At 32.0% G+C, this 18,396-nt stretch carries 16 protein-coding genes; 12 read left to right on the forward strand and 4 right to left on the reverse strand.

The window, feature by feature from the left end:
- Nucleotides 1–99 precede the first annotated feature (99 nt).
- The 4 genes from MRU_RS04755 to MRU_RS04770 all read left to right on the forward strand — a co-directional run bounded on the left by MRU_RS04755 (nt 100) and on the right by MRU_RS04770 (nt 3,662).
- On the forward strand, nt 100–726 hold the full coding sequence (locus tag MRU_RS04755; RefSeq protein ID WP_012955745.1) for a DUF6891 domain-containing protein: 627 nt from the start codon (nt 100–102) through the stop codon (nt 724–726).
- 125 nt (nt 727–851) lie between these two features.
- Nucleotides 852–1,520, forward strand: coding sequence for a hypothetical protein (locus tag MRU_RS04760; protein WP_012955746.1), 669 nt, complete (start codon nt 852–854; stop codon nt 1,518–1,520).
- A 93-nt stretch (nt 1,521–1,613) separates the two neighbouring features.
- Nucleotides 1,614–2,156, forward strand: coding sequence for a hypothetical protein (locus tag MRU_RS04765; protein ID WP_012955747.1), 543 nt, complete (start codon nt 1,614–1,616; stop codon nt 2,154–2,156).
- 486 nt (nt 2,157–2,642) lie between these two features.
- On the forward strand, nt 2,643–3,662 hold the full coding sequence (locus MRU_RS04770) for an adenylosuccinate synthetase (RefSeq protein WP_012955748.1): 1,020 nt from the start codon (nt 2,643–2,645) through the stop codon (nt 3,660–3,662).
- Nucleotides 3,663–4,061: 399 nt separating this feature from the next.
- On the opposite strand, the gene MRU_RS04775 is transcribed toward MRU_RS04770, so the two are convergent.
- Complete coding sequence (locus MRU_RS04775) at nt 4,062–5,246, reverse strand: coenzyme F420-0:L-glutamate ligase (protein WP_012955749.1); 1,185 nt, start codon at nt 5,244–5,246, stop codon at nt 4,062–4,064.
- 355 nt (nt 5,247–5,601) lie between these two features.
- On the opposite strand from MRU_RS04775, the gene MRU_RS04780 reads away from it, so the two are divergent.
- The 4 genes from MRU_RS04780 to MRU_RS04795 all read left to right on the forward strand — a co-directional run bounded on the left by MRU_RS04780 (nt 5,602) and on the right by MRU_RS04795 (nt 9,742).
- A complete protein-coding gene (locus MRU_RS04780) occupies nt 5,602–5,985 on the forward strand; it encodes a transposase (RefSeq protein WP_012955750.1) in 384 nt (127 codons plus the stop codon).
- Nucleotides 5,986–6,722: 737 nt separating this feature from the next.
- Complete coding sequence (locus MRU_RS04785; protein WP_012955751.1) at nt 6,723–7,670, forward strand: ABC transporter substrate-binding protein; 948 nt, start codon at nt 6,723–6,725, stop codon at nt 7,668–7,670.
- A gap of 434 nt (nt 7,671–8,104) precedes the next feature.
- Nucleotides 8,105–8,848, forward strand: a complete 744-nt coding sequence (locus MRU_RS04790) for an ABC transporter permease (RefSeq protein ID WP_012955752.1) — start codon at nt 8,105–8,107, stop codon at nt 8,846–8,848.
- Nucleotides 8,849–8,989: 141 nt separating this feature from the next.
- Entirely contained in the window at nt 8,990–9,742 is a 753-nt protein-coding gene (locus MRU_RS04795) for an ABC transporter ATP-binding protein (RefSeq protein ID WP_048812422.1), read from the forward strand.
- Between the two features lie 332 nt (nt 9,743–10,074).
- Here the strand turns inward: MRU_RS04795 and thiD are convergent, their stop codons facing one another.
- The 3 genes from thiD to proS all read right to left on the reverse strand — a co-directional run bounded on the left by thiD (nt 10,075) and on the right by proS (nt 13,216).
- Entirely contained in the window at nt 10,075–10,875 is an 801-nt protein-coding gene (gene thiD, locus MRU_RS04800) for a bifunctional hydroxymethylpyrimidine kinase/phosphomethylpyrimidine kinase (RefSeq protein ID WP_012955754.1), read from the reverse strand.
- A gap of 133 nt (nt 10,876–11,008) precedes the next feature.
- Nucleotides 11,009–11,713, reverse strand: a complete 705-nt coding sequence (gene cofC / locus MRU_RS04805) for a 2-phospho-L-lactate guanylyltransferase (RefSeq protein WP_012955755.1) — start codon at nt 11,711–11,713, stop codon at nt 11,009–11,011.
- A gap of 96 nt (nt 11,714–11,809) precedes the next feature.
- Nucleotides 11,810–13,216 (reverse strand): proline--tRNA ligase, encoded by a 1,407-nt coding sequence (gene proS / locus MRU_RS04810; protein ID WP_012955756.1) that lies wholly within the window; start codon nt 13,214–13,216, stop codon nt 11,810–11,812.
- 539 nt (nt 13,217–13,755) lie between these two features.
- Here proS and MRU_RS04815 point away from each other — a divergent pair.
- The 4 genes from MRU_RS04815 (at nt 13,756) to MRU_RS04830 (ending at nt 17,879) form a co-directional block, all read left to right on the forward strand.
- Nucleotides 13,756–14,799, forward strand: coding sequence for an NAD(P)-dependent glycerol-1-phosphate dehydrogenase (locus MRU_RS04815; RefSeq protein ID WP_012955757.1), 1,044 nt, complete (start codon nt 13,756–13,758; stop codon nt 14,797–14,799).
- 94 nt (nt 14,800–14,893) lie between these two features.
- The gene (locus MRU_RS04820; RefSeq protein WP_012955758.1) at nt 14,894–15,334 is read left to right on the forward strand and encodes a UPF0179 family protein; all 441 of its coding nucleotides are present in this window, start codon (nt 14,894–14,896) and stop codon (nt 15,332–15,334) included.
- Nucleotides 15,335–15,556: 222 nt separating this feature from the next.
- A complete protein-coding gene (gene rpiA, locus MRU_RS04825; protein WP_012955759.1) occupies nt 15,557–16,225 on the forward strand; it encodes a ribose-5-phosphate isomerase RpiA in 669 nt (222 codons plus the stop codon).
- A 319-nt stretch (nt 16,226–16,544) separates the two neighbouring features.
- The gene (locus MRU_RS04830; RefSeq protein ID WP_012955760.1) at nt 16,545–17,879 is read left to right on the forward strand and encodes an FAD-dependent oxidoreductase; all 1,335 of its coding nucleotides are present in this window, start codon (nt 16,545–16,547) and stop codon (nt 17,877–17,879) included.
- The last annotated feature ends 517 nt before the right edge of the window (nt 17,880–18,396 follow it).

Consider the following 18,396-nt stretch of genomic DNA (forward strand, 5'->3'; position numbering starts at 1 on the left):
GATTCTTTAGATTAATTGGGATAATTTACTGTATTTTAGTTAATCGAATTTATATTATTCTTAAAAGGGTTCATTTTTTAATTTTCTGGCTGTGATCTTATGGATAGTGAATTAATTGAAGAAATAAGCTTTGAAATTCAATTATTGCTTAAGATGGGCTTCTATAATGATGAAGAGATTTTAGAAATAATTGATGATGAATTTATTGAAGAGGACATTCCAAAGGAAAAGCTTTTAGAAATATTCTCAAATGTTAAAGAGAACTTCGATTGTCCAAAAAGCGATTCAGAAGACTTTTTGAATCTGAAAGAGGCTTTTTTAAACTTGTCTAAAAATCATAATATATTAACTATTCATAATGCCGGATACGATATTGAAGAGGGAATCCAAGACTCATTTGAACTATTCACCCATCTTAGAAACAATAAATATGAAGTGGAAGGATTCTGCTTCTATAGCTTTGAGGATATTGAAATTGCAATTGAAGAAAACAGCCTTTTAATAGCCTTTGGCGATTTTGAATTTGATGAAGATAAAGGCCTAAAGATAGCTAAGACAGTTAAAGATGAGCTAGTTTCCAAGGGATTCAATATAAATTGGGATGAAAGCATTGATGAGAGAATTGAAATAGTGGATTTCAATTGGCAAAAGGCTTATGAAGATAGGGATTATTCCATGGATGGAGCTTTAAGTGATTATATTGAATTAAATAACTTAGAAGATTAAGTGTTTTTGTAAACTTAGAAGATTAAGTGTTTTTGTAAACTTAGAAGATTAAGTGTTTCCGTTCAATTAATAGGTTTAAACTTTTTTTTATTCAATTTAACAATTTTAACTTTGTTGGGGATTAAATGAACGCTCGTTCTTTTGAAATCATTGAAGAGGCCATTTCAAATGGAGTTTGGACATGGCTTGAGTTGGATTGCTATTCAAATTCACTCTATTTAGAGTTTGAAAGGCTTCAATTATTGTCTAAATCCATTGTAAATCCATTTAAGCCTGTTCAAGAATCTACTTATAACGATTATAGGGGAGAATTGGCTATTCGATTTGGCACAAACATTTATTTGGCTATTCTTTATGATGATGAGGATTCTTTTGACTTTTTAGACCTTGAAGAGGATATTTTAAATTCCTTCTTAAATTCAGATGCCAAATTAAGCGATAATGATTCCTATTTCTATAGGCAGTTTAAAAAGGAAATAAGAGGATTCAAGTTTCAGGATGAGGATTATTCAAGTAATCTCACTAAAAAATATAAAAAAGAGATAGTTTTAGCCCAGCTTCCCAATAAAAAAGATAGTTATGACTTTTTATTGTCATTTGAATTAGACAACTTTGCAATAATCGTTAAGGGAGACATTATTTCATGCTTTAATGATTTCGAATCCTTAAGTGATGGCGATATAAAGAGAGCTTCCAACGATTGGATCTTGTATTATTTGGATTATTGGATAAAAAAAGGAACTGAAGAGGAGTATGATGAAGATTTCCTTTGTGAAAATATTTCATTTGACTGATAATTTATTTTTTAGATTATTTTCATTTTCAATCAATTCAATCAATTTTATTAATTTTATTTTATAATGTCAAACTTTTATTATGGTGTATTTATGAATCAATTAAGACCAGGATATAACTTTTTAGCCACTCATGAACTGTTTTTTGATGAGATTCCTCATCAAAGGGCCATTCATTTGGCAAACTATGAATTCTTTTGGAACATCCTAGATGAGCTTGGGCCATTTGGAACAGAAGAGTCATATCTTGCCTTTTGCGAACTATGCGATTGGCTAATAGATAATCCCAATACGCCCATAATAGAATGTTTTAGATGGATATTGTCCTCTTGGGACATTGAACTTGAGGATTTTGACGATAAGGTTATTGAAAACGAGAATATCCTAAAGATAATCTATGACTTGGATTTCTATGAGGATTTGATGATGCTGGACTTTACCATCATAAGCACAGGGTTCGGTCAGCTTATTCTTCAAGGAAAAATCGATGCTGATGTAAAGAACATTATTCAATTGTCCCTTCTGCGTCAGATGAACTCTCATGTACTGGATGAGTATTTGGGAAGTAATATGCAGTATAAATACGAAAGATATTTGTATCTTCAAAAGCTTTTGGACATTTTGGAAGAGGCTTAGGCATTTTAGGAGAGGCTTAAACATTTTAGGAGAGGCTTAGACATTTTTTGGTCAATATGTAGAGGTTCGTTTTTTTAACTTATTCTAAGAGAAATTTTAAAAATCACATAATTTTTTTTATTCATTTTGAATAAATTTATAAAAACTGCATATTTTTACATCAAAAACAATTTTTATGTTTAATTTTTAGGATAATATTTATAAATATTAAAAAATAAAATATATATGGTCAATGTTATGAATCTTTATTGACTTTTCATTAAGACTAAAAAAATAGATATTTTAATGTTCTTAACTATTTTAATTATTAAAAATCAATTATATTTAATTTCAATTGAAAAATTATTATTTTTTAAACTTTTCAAATTTTGTGCTTTCAATTGAAAAATTATTATTTTTATTAAATAGACTAATTAAATTCAGATAAAAATCATTATTTATCTGCAAAACTAAATTTATTGATTAATATATAAAAGGAGATTTTAGATGACTTGTAGTATATTAGTTGGAGGAGCTTGGGGAGATGAAGGCAAAGGAAAATGCATTACTTACCTTTGCGATACAGACAAACCGGATATAGTTGCTCGTGCAGGTGTAGGTCCTAATGCTGGACATTCAGTGGAATTCAATGGAGAAAAATATGGATTAAGACTTGTTCCATCTGGTTTTGTTCAAACTGAAGCCCAATTGCTTATTGGCGCTGGAGTATTAGTTGACCCTGAAGTGCTTTTCCATGAATTTGACTATTTAAGCAAATACAATGTGAGGGAGAGAACTTTAGTGGACCCTAGATGTTCAATCATCGAACCTGAACACAAAGAGAGGGATCAAGCTTCAGAGCACTTGGCTAAAAAGATAGGAAGCACAGGATCCGGTTGCGGACCTGCCAATTCAGATAGGGTTTTAAGAACTGCTAAAATGGCTAAGGAGATTCCAGAGCTTGCAGACTATTTGACTGACGTTTCTTTAGCAGTCAATGACGCTTTAAATGATGGTCAAGACGTATTCATAGAAGGCTCTCAAGGATTTGCCCTTTCATTATACTATGGAACCTATCCTTTTGTTACAAGTAAGGACACCACAGCAAGCAGCTTTGCAGCTGATGTTGGGGTAGGCCCTACTAAGGTGGATGAGGTCATCAATGTATTCAAGTCCTATATTTCCCGTGTTGGAGAAGGTCCTTTCCCAACTGAAATGAGTCAAGAGGAAGCTGAAAGCAAAGGCCTTGAAGAGTATGGTGTAGTAACTGGAAGGAGAAGAAGAATCGGTTACTTTGATATGGAGCTTGCAAAAGAGTCATGCAGAATAAATGGGGCTACTCAAATTGCTTTAACCTGTGTTGACAAGTTATATGACTGTGCACGTGTTAGGGACTATGCTGAATTGTCTCAAGAAACTAAAGACTTCATTTCAGAAATCGAGCAAGAGACTGGCGTTCCTGTAACTATTATTTCTACTGGACCAGACTTGCAAGACACTATTGATTTAAGAAAAGAATTATTATAATTCTTTTTTCTTTTTAAATAGTTTCTTTCTTTTTTTATTTTTAGACTCTTATTTTTTCTTCTTTCATCATTTTTTAGGTGCTTATTTTTCTTTTTTTTATCATTCTATTTTTATATAATAATTTTTCCTAGTTTTTTTTTAAGTGAATTTAGACTCTAATTTTGATATTTTTAGTTATTTTTTATATTTTTACGAAGTATTTGTGATTTAGATAAAAAAGTAAAATAATTATTCTTTTAAAAAAAGATAATTTATTAGTTTTAAAAAAGAGTTTATCTATTTAAAATATAATATTTAAAAGAAGAATTTTGCTTGATTTAGAATTAAAAGTAAAATATCAGTTATATAAAAAATAAAAAGAGTAAAGTTTTTTAAAAAAAGAAAAAAAGGTTTCGACATTTAGTCATTTGCTAAATTGTCGAAGTATCCTTGAATGAATATGACAGGAGTACCTTTGTCTCCAGAACCGCTGGTTAAGTCACAAAGGGAACCAATCAAGTCAGTTAATACTCTTGGAGTGGTTCCTTCGGTAATCATCTGTCCGGTTAGGTTTTCAGCCTTTTGTCTTATCTCTTCCTTAATCGCTTCCTTCAATTCGTCTCCATGCAAGTCAGCGAATTGATTGTCTGAAACATATTTCAATTTGATTTCATTAGGATAGCCTACAAGCCCTGCTGTATGTGCAGGTGAAACCACAGGGTCAGCCAATTCCCAAATCTTTCCGACAGGATCCTTGAATGCTCCGTCACCATAGACCATAACTTCAATCTGTTTGCCGGTAAGTTCAATAAGTCTCTTTTGAACTTCATTGACTAATTTATCTCCTGTTTTTGGGAATAGTTTTAATCTTTCTTCTGTTGCCTTATTGGAACCGAGCAATCCGTATTCTGGGTTGCAACCTGAATCTCCAATAGGTTCAACTAGAATCTCATGCAATCCATATACATTTGCTCCTTTTTCCTTAAGCATTTTTGTGGTTTTCTTTCTTGTATGGATGTCACAGGTCAAGACGTCATTGGTATAGTCAAGAATGGTCTTTACGTCATTTGAAAAGACAAATTCAACTTCACAGTCTTCGCTTTCAATCAATTCCCTATAGAAATCAACCATGTTGATTCCGGTAAATGGATGAATCCAGGAACTGAAGTTCTTTTCGTAGTCCTCTTCAGTGATGACGCTTCCTAAATTGAATTCGCTTTCATCTAAAGCACGTTCGTCTAAAATGCCGTTTCCCACTTCATCTGCAGGGAAAGAGCTTAAAAGGGTAATCTTATCCATTCCTCTTGCAATACCTTTTAGGATTATTGAGAATCTGTTTCTGCTTAGGATAGGATTGGTCACTCCGATTTCTTTAGATGGGAATTTCTTTGCAACATCCTCTGCAACGTCATCCACAGTCACATAGTTTCCTTCGGAAATTGCTACAACAGCTTCTGTTATTGCAACGATGTCCTTGTCTCTAAATTCAAATCCTTCACTTTCTTTTGCTGCCATCAATGAATCTACAACGATAGTTGCTAAATCGTCGTTTTCTTTAATAATAGGTGTTCTTATTCCGCGTACAACTGTACCAACACATCTCATTTTAACTGCTCCTTAAAATCAAAAAACTTTTATTGTGATTATACTCCATAACCTATTAACTTTATATTCATTCAATTATATATATGTTAAGTTTTTCAAGTTTTTCTTTTAGTTTCTCATCAGTTTTTTAAGTTTTTCTTTTAGTTTCTCATCAGTTTTTTTAAGTTTTTCTTTTAGATTCTTATCAGTTTTTCAAGTTTCTCATTGGGTTTTTCTAGAACTTTTCTAAATCCTTTCCATTCGTTCTATTTTAATTCTAATAGTCTCAATTTCTAATGTATCAAATAACTTTCTTAAATCCAGTATTACTTATTTTACAAAAATTATATATATTTTATTAACTATAAATTTAAGCATGAAAGATATTATTAATCCGAATGTAGAAATTCCTGATGAACAGGTAGCTATGGCATTTTTTAGAAGTGTCCGTTGGGTTAATGGGGTCTATTGTCCTAAATGCAAGTCATATAATGTCAATAACAGAGGAAACCAAGGCAGAACTCGTCGATATGTATGCAAAGATTGCGGATCTAATTTCAATGACTTTTCAGGCACAATCTTCCATAAAAGCAAGATACCGCTTAATGTAATGCTTTATATTTTATTCAATTTGGATGAAAAAACCACCACTCAATTGTCTGAAGAGTTAGGCTACAGCAGGCAATGCATCTCAAGAATATCTAAATTATTTAGGGATAAGCTATTGAGCAATCCTGAGTTTTTTGACATTGAAGAATGATTTTTACGATTAATTTTTAAATTTTTTAATGCTTTTCTTGCATCTAAAAAAAATATTTTAACTTTTCTTCGTCTAAAAAAAATTTTTTATAGCTTTTTTTTTTAAAAAAATTACACTAACAATCATACCAAAAAAGTGTCCAATGTTAGCATATTGGTGCATGATTTCTCGTTTTTGTAACTTTAACGGTACATTTATGTAAGCATATCAGTGTCTTAACAATTGTTATACATTCTTAATTAAGCCAATATATTCTTTTTATTCATATTTATTTTAAATAATATCAATTTATTTTTAATATGGCTTAATATTTCTTCGATTTTGTATATTTAAAAGCTTTTAAAGCATTTAATTTGTACTGATTTTAAAAATTTTTAGTTATTTTTTGCACTATTAATCTATCAATCCTTTATTTAATGAAAAACATTATATACTTTGTTTATACAATCTTTATATAGTAATAAGTTTTTAAATTATAAGTTTTATAATCCATAAGAACTAATTCAAAAATACCTTTTTAATTTCCAAAATTAAACCTTTATTTTAATAATTAGTTTTTTTTAAAAAGAATTTATAAAAAACAACTTATTATTTTAAGATTTTTATATAAATGGCTATGTATGATTGGAGTAAAAAAATCTCTTCAATAGGCATAGGCCACATTTTTTGTTAAATAAATTTATATAGAAATTAAAAAAGACAATTTTTTGTTTAATTTTTAAATTAAAGTGATTTTTATGGATAAAAAAACTCTAGCAATTATTGCTATTATCGTTATAGCTCTTGTAGCTGTTGGTGCTTACTTTGCAACCAGCGGTGGATCAAGTGACAATGTAGTAAGAATCGGTCACTTGCCATCAGACCATGACACCGCACTTTTCGTTGCAAAAGAGAAGAAGTTGTTTGAAGATCAAGGTCTCACTGTTGAACTAACTCAATTTAACAATGGTGGAGACTTAATGACTGCTATGGCAAGTGGAGATATTGATATTGGTTATGCAGGTATCACCCCTGTAATGTCTTCCATTTCCCAAGGAGTTCCTGTAAAAGTTGTATCCGGTGCTCAAATTGAAGGAAGCGCTATCGTTGCCAATAAGAACAGCGGCATCACTACCGTTGCAGACTTAAAAGGCAAGACTGTAGCAACCCCTGGTGAAGCAACAATTCAAAACATGCTTTTAACCTCTGCTTTAACACAAGCAGGCGTATCCACTGATTCAGTTGAATTCACAACCATGAAAGCTGCTCAAATGACTGACGCTTTAAAGGCAGGTCAAGTTGACGCAATGATCATTTGGGAGCCATATTCCTCAATTGCAGTTAAGAATGGTGACGGCGTATTGATTGAAAACAGTTCTGAAATCATTCCAGGACACCCATGCTGTTGTGTTGTAGCTAGGGAAGACTTCATCAAGGACCACCGTGACTCATTAGACAAGGTATTGAAAGCTCATGAAGAAGCTACTAAATTCACTAATGAAAACCCTGCAGAAGCGGCTAAGATGTTACCTGAAGACATCGTACCAGATCAAGAGTTACAAGCTAAAGTAATCGCAGATACCGTTTTCATTTCTGGTTTAGATGCTGAGTACAAACAAAAGGTCATGGACTTCATGGCTCTTGAAGTGCAATTAGGTCTTTTAAAACAACCTTTAACTGAAGAACAAATCTTTGCAGACTTATAGATTTAAGTCTTTAAAACTCCCTTAGGTTTGTTTAAATAAGCATTGCTCCTTGAGCAATTCTTATTTTTTCTTTTTTTTATTTTTTTAAAAAACATTTATTATTTTCATTATTTTATTATTTTATTTTATTTAATTAGGCTATTTTTGATGGTTCTGTTTCAGAAAGCAGTTTATTCTAGCCTATGCTTTTATTCATTTTAAATTGACATTTTTTAAATGCCAAATTATATATATAATAGAGTATTAATCTATTAATATATGGATAATATAATTCATTAATTAATAATTTTAAATAATCTTTGGATATGATTCATTAATTAATAATTTAATTAATTCTTTGGATATGATTCATTAATTAATACTTTAATTTATTCTTAGGATATGATTCATTAATTAATAAATTATATTAAAAAATTTTATAGATCGTGGTTTATGTGGAAATTAAGAAAAAATTTTTACCATTTATCCTACCGGCAATACTTCTTATAATCTGGTACCTTATTACAGATGGTTTGCATTTGATTCCTTATTATATCCTGCCAAGTCCTTTAAATGTATTTAATGCGGCATGGACTTTAATAACTAATGGAAAACTCTTCATGCATACCTCTAGCACACTTATAAAGGTATTCTCAGGTATCATTTTAGCATCTGTAGTTGCCATTCCACTTGGAATAATCCTTGGATGGTATGAGACCTTAGACAGATTAAGCTCCTTAATCATAAGTATCCTAAGGCCTATTCCTCCTATCTCATGGATTCCATTCTCCATTCTTTGGTTTGGTATAGGATTATCCTCTGCAGTATTCGTTATCTTTATCGGTTGTGTTTTCTCAGTACTTGTATACACAATTGACGGTGTTAAAAGAACCGATAATGTATTAATCGAAGCAGCTCAGACTTTAGGTGCAAACAATTGGGATATCTTGCTTAAGATTGTCCTTCCATCCACTTTGCCTTATATAGTCTCTGGACTTAAGGTAGGTGTGAGCATAGCTTTAATGTGTACCGTATCTGCTGAGATGATTGCTTCAAGCAGAGGTTTAGGTTATATGATTCTAACTGCAAGTCAATTGTTCCAGCCTGGAACTGTGGTAGTTGGTATGATAGTTATTGGTATAATCGGTATTTTATTTGATTATGGATTTAGAAAAGCGCAAGAGAGAATATTCTGGTAATTTGCCAGTCTGATTCTCATATTTGTATTTTAAATAATTATTGGTGTTAATTATCAGTATTAATTTTATTGGTGTTAATTATCAATATTAAATTTATTAGTGTTAATTATCTGTTTTAATTTTTATTAAAAGGTGTTTATATTGGCAATTGATATAAAAAATGTTTCTAAATCATTTGTTACAAAAGATAAAGATTTCATGGCATTGAAAAATATTAATCTCCATGTGGATGATGGAGAATTGATCTGTCTATTGGGACCTTCCGGCTGTGGAAAGACCACCTTGCTTCGTATGGTGGGTGGTTTGGAAAAACCTGATGAAGGAGAGATATATGATAGGGGAGAGCTTGTAACAGGTCCTTCCAAAGACAGAGGATTCATTTTCCAGCAATATTCTTTATTCCCTTGGCTAAATGTTTTAGATAATGTTATGTTTGGATTGAATTTAAATAAAGATACAAGCAAGGAAGAAAATTTGGCTGCTGCTGAAAGATATCTTGAAAGGGTAGGATTGGCTGAATTTAAATACAGCTATCCCCATGAATTGTCTGGTGGTATGAAGCAAAGGGTGGCTATCATTCGTTCTTTATTAAATCACACTCCTGTTCTTCTTATGGATGAGCCATTCTCAGCAGTTGACATGCTTAATAGGCATAGTCTTCAAGAGCAACTTATAGGAGTTTGGAAAAGATTTAATACCACAATTCTTTTTGTAACCCACGACGTTGACGAGGCAGTCTATTTGGCTGATAAGATTGTGATTATGGATAAGAATCCGGGCAGAATTCAAGATGTTGTTGAAGTTCCTCTTGAAAGGCCTAGACAAAGGGAATCAAGAGAATTTTTAGACTTCCAGGATGAAATAGAAAAGCTGTTAGGTGTTTGGGAACCTTAGCTCAAGCTTTTTTGAGACCTTCGGTCTCAAAAAACCTTGACCAAAATTTTTATTTCGGTTGTTTCGAGTCAAGCTTTTAGTTTTGGCTGTTTTCAGATAGGCCTTTTGGTTTTGGAAAAAAAACTAGCTGAATTTTTATTAGAGCGTTTCCAACTTATCTTTTTTAATTTTATCAATTTTTTTTATTAGATTTTTTAATTGTTTGTATATTTGCGAATAATTCTTATTTTTAAAAAATGTGCCCAAATTTTTAAAAAATCTTTTTTAAGTTATTTATTTCTTTGTTAAAAAGAGTAATGAAAAGAACTAAAATGAATATTTAATCTAAAAGGCTATTTTAAAAAGTCAAGATTGCTGTTAAAATTAGGATTTAATGTGCCATACCTACCCTTCTTAACCGCTTCATAAATGAATTTGGTAGATCTTTCTATTGCAATCTCTAGATTGTTTTCATCCTTGCTGTCTTTGTCCTTTTCATTTAATATAATAAGATTTGCACATATTGCAGCAGAGAGACTGCATCCTGTGCCATGAAGATTATCTGTTTTGATTAGATTCTGCTTTAAAATGCTTAGCTCATCCTTTTGTTTATTGTAAATGACATTGTTTCCATCAAGATGGCCACCTGTAATCATTACATTGCAACATTCTCCAATCTTATATGCAGCTTCCTTTGCATCTTCTATTGATTTTATGCTGATTCCTGAAAGCTCTTCAGCCTCTTTAACATTTGGAGTAACAAGAAGTGCATTTTTCAAGAGATATTTCTTTAATGAATTTGCCATTTCCTTCTTTGCAAGTTGCCCACCTGAACTTGCCACCATCACTGGGTCAACAACTATGCGTAAATTTAATTCTTCGACCTTTTTACTTACAAGTTGGATGATTTCTTTTGAGTATAATAGGCCTGTCTTTGAGTATTTGATAGGATACTCATCAAATATGGAATCTATCTGCTGCCTAATATATGAGGTTTCTATAGCTTGCACAGAAAACACTTTTTTAGGATTTTGCGCAGTTAGTGCGGTGATTACTGAACAGGGGTGAACTCCATGTGCAGCCATTGTTTTCATATCTGTGCTTATTCCAGCTCCTCCTGAAGGGTCAAATCCAGCTATTGAAAGTCCTATCATAATATCATCTTTAAAAATAGTTTTTATAAAAAAATAGGTTTAATGATTTATTTTAAAATTTATTAAAATTTATTAAAATTTATTAAAATTATTAAAATTTATAAAAATTCAATTGTTTAATTTTTAATTTTGTCTAATCTCTAGTCACTTTAAGCCTTTCATGGTCATGGGAGGATTCTACCTTGATTCCAAGGGATTCTAAGTATTTTTTGGTTTCGGTTCCATTTCCATGAAGCATGATTTCTCCAAGATCCTCTGTGGTGTTTACATCCAAGGCCATATAGAATGAATCATGTACAATAGGAACTAGTTTTTTTCTTTTGGCCTCTTCGATATGTTTATTGAAGCTAAATCCTTCAAATTTCATGTCAATTGCCAATGGCTTTATGATAAGAGTATTGGTTCCTCCTCCCTTTGAAGGAACGATGATAAAATCAAAATTCTTTGCCTGGTCAATTAGGAGCTTTACATTGGTCTTTCCAATAAGTGGAATGTCAGATGGCAGGATTATCACTTTTCGGGTTTTCTTTCTTGACCATTTCATTGCCTGTTTTAAGGCCTTATTTAAAGGGTTGTCATCAGAGGAGTTAACAGCTTTGGATTTTTTATATTCCTCTTCAACAATTGTAGTAAGCTCCAATTCTTCTGCATATGCTAAAACTTCCTCATCTCTGCTGATGATAACGACCTTATCTACAATAGGCTTTAATGTATCTGTAATGTCTTTTAGCATGGCTTTTAAAAGATCCCTCCTTTCTTCAGGTGTTAGAAAAGGAGATAATCTTGTTTTAGCATTTGCAAATTGATTTACAGGAATTATTGCATAAATCTTATCCATTTTCATTCCTCTTAATATATTTTAGTCCGGTTTTTCCTAGTTGTAAAAAAAATTTTGGTCAAGGTTTTTTAAGGCCGAAGGCCTTAAAAAAGCTTGCTAGTAAGTTTTAGCCATAAGCGCAACATGCTTTGCAGGCTTTCCGCAATGAGGACATATCTTGTCTGTTTTTATGTTTTCCTCATTGATTCCAAGAATGTCAACTTCTGTTTCCTCTTCTATTTCCTTACCACATTCCTCTTCTCCGCACCAGTAGAATTTAACCACTTTTTCTTCATCTACAATTTCTCCAACATTGTCAAGACTTTCTAAAGTGATTAGTTTATCTTCCTGTGCTTTCCAGGATTTTGCTTTTAGATTTTCTTCAATTTCCATTAATAAGTCTTCTACTTTTGATGGAAGATCATCTTCTAGGCTTATTTCTATCTTTTCACCAGTGTCACGTCTGCCAAGGATAGCTACATTGTTCTTTAAGTCTCTTGGACCTAATTCGAATCTAAGAGGAGTTCCTTTCAATTCCCAATCAAAGAATTTCTTACCTGGCCTTATGTCTCTTGTGTCCATTTGGACTCTGATTCCTTTTGATTCTAAGGATTTCTTGATTTCAAGGCATTTAGCCATTACTTCCTCTCCTCCATCCTTAAATATGATTGGAATGATTGTTATTTGCTTTGGAGCGATTCTTGGAGGTAGGATAAGCCCTTTTTCATCTCCGTGAGCTGCAATTGCTGCTGCAATTACCCTATCTGAGATTCCATAGCAGGTCTGGTAGGCGTATTCATGGTTTCCTTCCTTGTTTTCAAAGGTTATCTCAAAGGTCTTTGCAAAGGTCTGGCCTAAATTGTGGACTGTTCCAATCTGCAAGGTCTTTCCATCAGGCATGATTGTATCAAATGCCATAGTGTATTCTGCACCTGGGAACTTGTCCCAGACAGGCCTCTTGCTGATGAGATATGCAATTCCCATTTCATCAAAGAGCTCTTTATATATTTCAATTCCAGTTTCAACCTGTTCTGCCGCTTCTTCTGGGCTTGAGTGAACAGTGTGGGCTTCTGCAAAGGTGGTAATTTCCCTTACTCTTATAAGAGGCCTTGTATGCTTGGTTTCATATCTGAATGTGTTTACCACTTGGTATTGCTTGATTGGAAGGTCAATGTGTGATCTTACCCATAGGGAAAACATAGGATACATTGCAGTTTCGCTTGTAGGTCTTATTGCAAGCTTTTCATTCAATTCCTTTTGACCTCCATGGGTTACCCAATAGACCTCATCTTCAAATCCCTTTACATGAATTCCCTCTTTTGCAAGTTCCTCTTCTGGAATAAGTAGTGGGAACAATACTTCATCATGTTCGCTGTCAAGCAGGTCTCTGTAGATGTTTAAGCATGCTCTTCTTATTTGAAATCCATAAGGGAGCCATACGCTCATTCCTTTAATAGGATATCTTGAGTCTGTAATTTCTGCCTTTTCTAATATCTCATGGAACCATTCACTAAAATTTTCCACATTATCACCATAATTAAATAATAAATCTGAATAATTGATTGTTTTTATTAAATATAATTTTTAAGCTTATATTTGAATAAATGATTGTTTTTATTAAATATAATTTTTAAGCTTATATTTAAATAAATGATTGTTTTTATTAAATATAATTCTTGTTATATTGAATAAATTTTTTATTTATTAAATATCTTGTTTTATATTTTTATTTAATAATATTAATAGTTTGTATTTAATTGATTATATAGTTTTTAGTTGATTTTTCTTATTTTGAATAATTTGCTTTTTAATTTCATTTTATTTTATTCATTTTTATCCTTTTAATTAAGACTATTTATGGTTTGTCAGATTTTATTGAAAAATAACTTTTTATTACTTTTTTAGCTATTTTTTAATTTAAATCATAAGAAATCTATTTTTATCTTGTTTTTCTAGGATTAAATCAAAACTTATTTTATTAATTGTATACATATATATAAATTAATATAAATTAACATGCTTTAAATTTATGAAGATAATTAAAAATTTATAAGGAGAATAATATGGATTCTAAAAAGATTCAAATGCCAAGAGAAGTACATATAGGCCCTAATGTTTTAGATGAAGTTGGGGAAATATGTAAGGATTTACGTTTATTTGATGAAGCTCTTGTTGTATCCGGATTTCATACATTTGATGTTGCCGGTCAGCAGACAGTTGACGCTTTAGAAAGTTCTGATTTTGGTGTGGATGTCGTAAAGGTTAAGGATGCATCTGTAGAATCAGTGGAGAAGGTTAGAGAGAAGATTGCCAATGCATCTGTTGTATTGGGAGTCGGAGGAGGTAAGATAATTGATGTTGCAAAGCTTGCTTCCACTTATGAGCATTCCTACTTCATTTCAGTTCCAACCACTGCATCTCACGACGGAATAGCCTCCCCTATGGCCTCCATTAAGAATGACAAGGGATCCATCTCTAAAAATGCAAATTCTCCAATGGCTGTTGTTGCAGACACTGGCATAATCAACACTTCTCCTTTTAGATTAATCGCTTCAGGCTGTGCAGATATCGTTTCCAATTACACTGCAATCAAGGATTGGAGATTGGCTTATAGGTTGAGAAATGAAAAGTTCAGCGAATCTGCAGCTGCCCTTTCTGAAATGACTGCAAAGCTCATTATCAATTCCTCTGACAGCATTAAGGAAGGATTGGAAGAAAGCGCTAGAATAGTTGTAAAGTCATTGTTCAGCAGTGGAATGGCAATAAGCATTGCAGGTTCAAGCAGACCTGCAAGCGGTTCTGAACATCTCTTCAGCCATGCATTGGATAGAATCGCTAAAAAGCCAGCATTGCATGGTGAGCAATGCGGTGTGGGAACTATCATGATGATGCACTTGCATGGCGGTGATTGGAGAGCTATTCAATCTATTTTAAAGACAATTGGGGCACCTACAAATGCCTCCGAATTAGGATTGGATGATGATGAGATAATTGATGCATTAACAATTGCACATACATTAAGGCCTGAAAGGTATACCATTTTAGGTGATAATGGATTAACTAGGGATGCTGCCATTAAGTTAGCTAGAAAAACTGAGGTTATTTAATTAAAAGGATTGGTGAATAATTTATATTTAATAATTTAATGTATTCTCCTTAAGTTTAAGCATGTTTTAATAAACTTATTGGTGATGATTATTTATGATAACTTTAATTGGTAAGAAATTAGCAAAGGAAGGAGAAAGCTTTATATTTTATGAGCCCGCAGAGGAATGTTCGACTTGTAGGTTTAAGGCTTCTTGTATAGATTCCCTTGAAGAGGGACATAAGTATACAATCACGGAAGTCCGTGATGTGGAACAGAAGTGTCCTATTCATGAGGATGAAAAGGTTCAGGTGGTTGTTGTGGAAAAGGGAGAGACCACTATTTTAACCGATTCCAAAGGAGTCTTTGAAGGATCCAGCTTTGAATTTAATAGACAAGGATGTTCAAATAAGGATTGTGACTTTAGGGACATGTGTTTCCCTGAAGAGATTGGAAAAGGAGAAAAATGCGTTTATATTAAGGACCTTGGAAAGTTCAATGACTGTCCTCGCGGAAACTCTTTGATTAAATGTGTTGTAAAGATATATGACAAATAAATGATTTATTGATTGTTTAATGGATAATCGATTAATCAACGTTTTCAATTTTTATATTTATAGAATTTATAGATTTCATTGATTTATAGATTTTATAGATTTTATTGATTTATAGATTTTATAGATTTTATAGATTTTATAGATTTTATTGATTTAATGAAATATTGATTTTATTAATTTTATTAATTTTTTTGATTTTTATTAGGGATTTTGGTGTTTATTATGAGTCAAATGAAAAAAGATTGTGGTTATGCTGCTGCAGAATTGGTAAAAGACGGTCAAGTATTAGGGCTTGGAACTGGTTCAACAACCCTTTATTTTATTGAAAAGGTAGGGATGAGAGTTAGAGATGAAGGAATTGAAGTTATGGGAATTCCAACTTCCTTTCAGTCTTCCTTGCTTGCTCGCAAGTGGAACATTCCAATAACAAGCCTTGATGAGCATGAGATTGATTTGGCTGTTGACGGTGCAGATGAGATAGATCCGGACTTTAACTTAATCAAAGGTGGAGGAGCTGCACATACTATAGAAAAGATAGTTGACTATTCTGCTAAGGAATTGGTAATCATTGCAGATGATTCCAAGCTCGTTAATGTTTTAGGTGCCTTCCCACTTCCTATAGAAATTATTCCAGTTTCCTTAAACCCTGTAACAAAGGCTTTAGAGGATATGGGAGGGGAAGTAAACATTAGAATGGGCCAAGCTAAGGATGGTCCTGTCATAACCGACAACGGAAACTTCATTTTGGATGTTTCTTTTGGAGAGATAGACAATCCTATTTCTATGGAAAAAGAGTTAAACACCCTTCCTGGAGTTGTTGAAAACGGATTGTTTACTGAAATGGTAGATAAGGTTATTATTGGTTCTAAAGATGGTGTAAAATACTTATAATTTACACTTTTTTATTTTTTCTTTTTTTTTTAAAAAGCACTTATTACCTTATTCAATATTTGAGCTATTTTTTCTTATTTTCAAAAATTCATCTCTTTTTAAGCCTTAAATTTTATCAATTTCTTATTTAACCTATTTAACTAATTAAACTATAAATAAGATAATTAAGATAAATATAGTATAATTCTAATATTCAATTTAAACAATTATTTTTTTAATCAATCATTGATTTTAATTATTAATTATTCTTATTCATACTTATTAGAATGTTTATATATTTCAACTAACTAAAAAATCAATTTTATTGGGATTTGAGTAAATGAAAGTAGTTATAGTAGGTGGAGGAGCTGGAGGTATATCCACAGCTTCCAATCTTAGAAAATTAGACGAAGAAGTAGAGATTGTTGTATTGACTAGAGATAATCAAGTGTCTTACTCTCCTTGTGCAATTCCTTATGTACTTTCCGATAGGATCCATTCATTTGATGACATTGTAATGAGGACTGTTGATGATTATAAGGCAAAAAACATTGATGTTATGCTTGAGACTGAAGTGACTGGAGTCGATTCAGCTAAAAAGCAAATCACCTATTCTAAAAATGGTGTTGTTCAAACCATGAACTATGATAAGCTTGTTCTTGCAACTGGAGGAAGTCCATTTGTCCCTCCTATGAAAGGGGTTGATTTAGATGGCGTATTTAAGATAAGAACTCTTGATGACGGAAAACAAGTAAAGGAATGGGCTGAAAACTGTAAAAGCGCTTTAGTAACTGGCGCAGGTCTTATTGGTATTGAGATAGCATATGCATTTAAAAAGATGGGCTTGAAGGTAACCTTATGTGAAATGTTGCCACAGATCGTTCCACGTTCACTTGATCCTGATATGGCTAAAATCCTTACTGACTATTTGATTGAAGAGGGAATTGATGTGGTTCTTGGCCAGCCTATTACAGAGCTTAAAGGGGAAGATGGCAAAGTCAAAAAGGCTGTCTTTGAAGACGGAACTGAAGCAGATGCAGATATGGTTATTTTGGCTACAGGTGTTAGAGCAGAGCTTAATTTAGCAAAAATGGCTGGATGTGACTGTGGAAGATGGGCCATACTTGTAAATGATAGGATGGCTACCACCGTACCTGATGTCTATGCAGTTGGAGACTGTGTAGAGTCTTACAGTGCAATTCTCAGATCAAACACTGTTTCTCAGTTAGGAACCACTGCAGTTCGTCAAGCTAAGACCTTGGCTCAGACTCTTGCCGGCAAACGTTCAAGATTCAATCCTGTGCTCAATTCCATGGTATCTAAAGTAGGCAAATTGGAGTTCGGTGCAGTAGGCCTTACCAGAAGCTTTGCACAGCAGAACAGCATAAAGGCAGTTGTAGGAAAGGTTGAGGCATTGACAAGGGCAAGGTATTATCCAAATGCAAAGCCTATGAATGTAAAGGTCATCTGTGATGCAGATGGTACAATAATAGGTTGCCAGATAATTGCAGAGGAAAGGGTAGCTGAGAGAATTGATACCATGACATTGGCAATCACTCAAGAGCTTACCTGCTTTGAACTCAGTAATATGGAGTTTGCTTATGCACCTCCTGTTTCCATGGTAACTGATCCATTGGTAATTGCTGTAGAGGAAGTCAGTAAAAAGTTTAATTAAGTTTAAACTTTTTATTTTTACCTTTATTCTTTCTTTTTTTAAATATTTTTTATAATTTTTTAATTTTAGCAATGTTTTTAGACTAATTTTTGTTTTCATTTATTTTTGCAATATTTATTTTTTATTTTTGTTTAATTTTATCATTTTTGAATATTTATTCTTATTTTTAAAAAATTTATCTTGATTTTTATTAATTATTTTGCTTATTTTTCAATAAGAATTATTCATTTTAGCTATTTATATTATATTTAATATTCATAAACTTTATATTTTCTAATAAATTCTAATAAATTTAGCTATTTAAAATTTAATTATTAATTTATTTCTTTTTATTAATTATATAAATAATTGCAAAAGTTATTTTTTATTTTTGTTTTAATTTCATAAAAAAATGCTAAATTTTATTACTATTCTCAATTATTTCATCAAAATTAGTTTATTAATTTTTCAATTTTTTAACTATATTTGCAAACTTTACCTTTTATTTTTGTAGAATTTTTAATAAAAATCATTAGTT

It is taken from the genome of Methanobrevibacter ruminantium M1 (genome assembly GCF_000024185.1).
In the GTDB taxonomy this organism is placed as follows: domain Archaea; phylum Methanobacteriota; class Methanobacteria; order Methanobacteriales; family Methanobacteriaceae; genus Methanobrevibacter; species Methanobrevibacter ruminantium.

Coding starts and splice junctions, on each gene's coding strand:
- MRU_RS04755 (WP_012955745.1), top strand. CDS start 100: ATGGATAGTGAATTAATTGAAGAAATAAGCTTTGAAATTCAATTATTG.
- MRU_RS04760 (WP_012955746.1), top strand. CDS start 852: ATGAACGCTCGTTCTTTTGAAATCATTGAAGAGGCCATTTCAAATGGA.
- MRU_RS04765 (WP_012955747.1), top strand. CDS start 1,614: ATGAATCAATTAAGACCAGGATATAACTTTTTAGCCACTCATGAACTG.
- MRU_RS04770 (WP_012955748.1), top strand. CDS start 2,643: ATGACTTGTAGTATATTAGTTGGAGGAGCTTGGGGAGATGAAGGCAAA.
- MRU_RS04775 (WP_012955749.1), bottom strand. CDS start 5,246: ATGAGATGTGTTGGTACAGTTGTACGCGGAATAAGAACACCTATTATT.
- MRU_RS04780 (WP_012955750.1), top strand. CDS start 5,602: ATGAAAGATATTATTAATCCGAATGTAGAAATTCCTGATGAACAGGTA.
- MRU_RS04785 (WP_012955751.1), top strand. CDS start 6,723: ATGGATAAAAAAACTCTAGCAATTATTGCTATTATCGTTATAGCTCTT.
- thiD (WP_012955754.1), bottom strand. CDS start 10,875: ATGATAGGACTTTCAATAGCTGGATTTGACCCTTCAGGAGGAGCTGGA.
- cofC (WP_012955755.1), bottom strand. CDS start 11,713: ATGGATAAGATTTATGCAATAATTCCTGTAAATCAATTTGCAAATGCT.
- MRU_RS04815 (WP_012955757.1), top strand. CDS start 13,756: ATGGATTCTAAAAAGATTCAAATGCCAAGAGAAGTACATATAGGCCCT.
- MRU_RS04820 (WP_012955758.1), top strand. CDS start 14,894: ATGATAACTTTAATTGGTAAGAAATTAGCAAAGGAAGGAGAAAGCTTT.
- rpiA (WP_012955759.1), top strand. CDS start 15,557: ATGAGTCAAATGAAAAAAGATTGTGGTTATGCTGCTGCAGAATTGGTA.
- MRU_RS04830 (WP_012955760.1), top strand. CDS start 16,545: ATGAAAGTAGTTATAGTAGGTGGAGGAGCTGGAGGTATATCCACAGCT.